We start from the raw sequence: 1,154 nt of genomic DNA, 5'->3' as shown, positions 1-1,154 counted from the left end.
CGGCCAGAAGCGGAAGCTCATGCGAAGGAGAGCTACCATGACGCAAAGGGAGAGTGCCATGCTCATCAATTTGCTGGATGCCCAACCACTTGGGCATTGGGACATAAGTGAACGCATAAGTCAGTTTGAATTTCAATTCGATTCAACGCTCGTTTACGTGCAGTACTCCAAAGGCACAAGCCCCGTGCCTAAGCTAGAGGCCGCTCAGCAAAATATTCAGGAAGCCTGGGACGATATGGCTAGTGCTTGCATTTTTGCTGAGTCATGGTTTCGGGCAAAGCATCCTGAATTCTGGCAGGCTTGGGATAGCGCAAAAATTATTGAACACCCATTGATTGCGTATTCAATTTACTTCCTCACGGATAGCTACTACCCCTGCTATTACATCGCCCGTGACCCATGCTTCGAATTTGAACGCCTCATTCCCGATGAATTGGATTTATGGCAGGAAGACCATATCCAAATAGAGCTACCTTACTTCCCTGACACGGATGCTGTGGCGGTACGTCGAATTGGCAAGCATCAATTTGAAATGTGCAAGCCATAGTAGGAAGTAGTCGCATTCATCGAATTTCTGCTTTGGGTCGCGTCCTGCCTGTCACTGACGGCCAGAAGCAGCCGTAAGTGCAATACTGATAGGCTAGCCATATCAATCCACGACATAGCAGTTCTAAAAGGTATCCCAGCATGGCTTACGACTTGCACTTGGTCAGAACTAGCGACTGGTTGGAAGCCGCAGAGGCACCAGTCACCAAAGCAGATGTTGACGCTTTGATCCTTTCTGACCCAGAACTTAGCTGGTCAACGGACTACATCGATATGAAGGTTGATGGTGAGATAAAGCGGTTTCATTTGATCGACTGGAGGGGAGAGCCATTTTTTTGGTGGTATCAAGATCAAATCAAGTTCAACAGCTCAGACCAAGCCGCACTGATAAAACTGATCGGCATGGCCGATACGCTTAGCGCAGCTGTCGTAGGAGACGACGGTGAGCACTACAAACTTGAACTTTTGCCCAATGGCGATGCTTCAGTTACATCCCATCAGCCGCAGATGAAAGAGGTTTCAACCCAAACGCTTCTCTCGAAGGTTCGCACATTCTTCAAGCATTGACAGGCTGCTGAGGGGCGCGTCCTGCCGGTCACTGACGGCCA

General features: G+C 49.2%; 2 protein-coding genes. Both read left to right on the top strand.

Going from position 1 to position 1,154, the window contains the following annotated elements; genetic code table 11:
• The coding region (locus tag F3J24_RS24745) for a hypothetical protein (RefSeq protein WP_205244959.1) at positions 1 to 547 on the top strand (547 nt) is incomplete at its 5' end.
• 140 nt (positions 548 to 687) lie between these two features.
• The gene (locus F3J24_RS24740; protein WP_167011545.1) at positions 688 to 1,113 is read left to right on the top strand and encodes a hypothetical protein; all 426 of its coding nucleotides are present in this window, start codon (positions 688 to 690) and stop codon (positions 1,111 to 1,113) included.
• Positions 1,114 to 1,154 lie beyond the last annotated feature (41 nt).

Source organism: Comamonas sp. Tr-654 (assembly GCF_011752915.1).
Taxonomy (GTDB): Bacteria; Pseudomonadota; Gammaproteobacteria; order Burkholderiales; family Burkholderiaceae_C; genus Comamonas.
The sequence above is the reverse complement of the archived record's forward strand: the minus strand, read 5'-3'. Positions and strand labels throughout refer to the sequence as shown.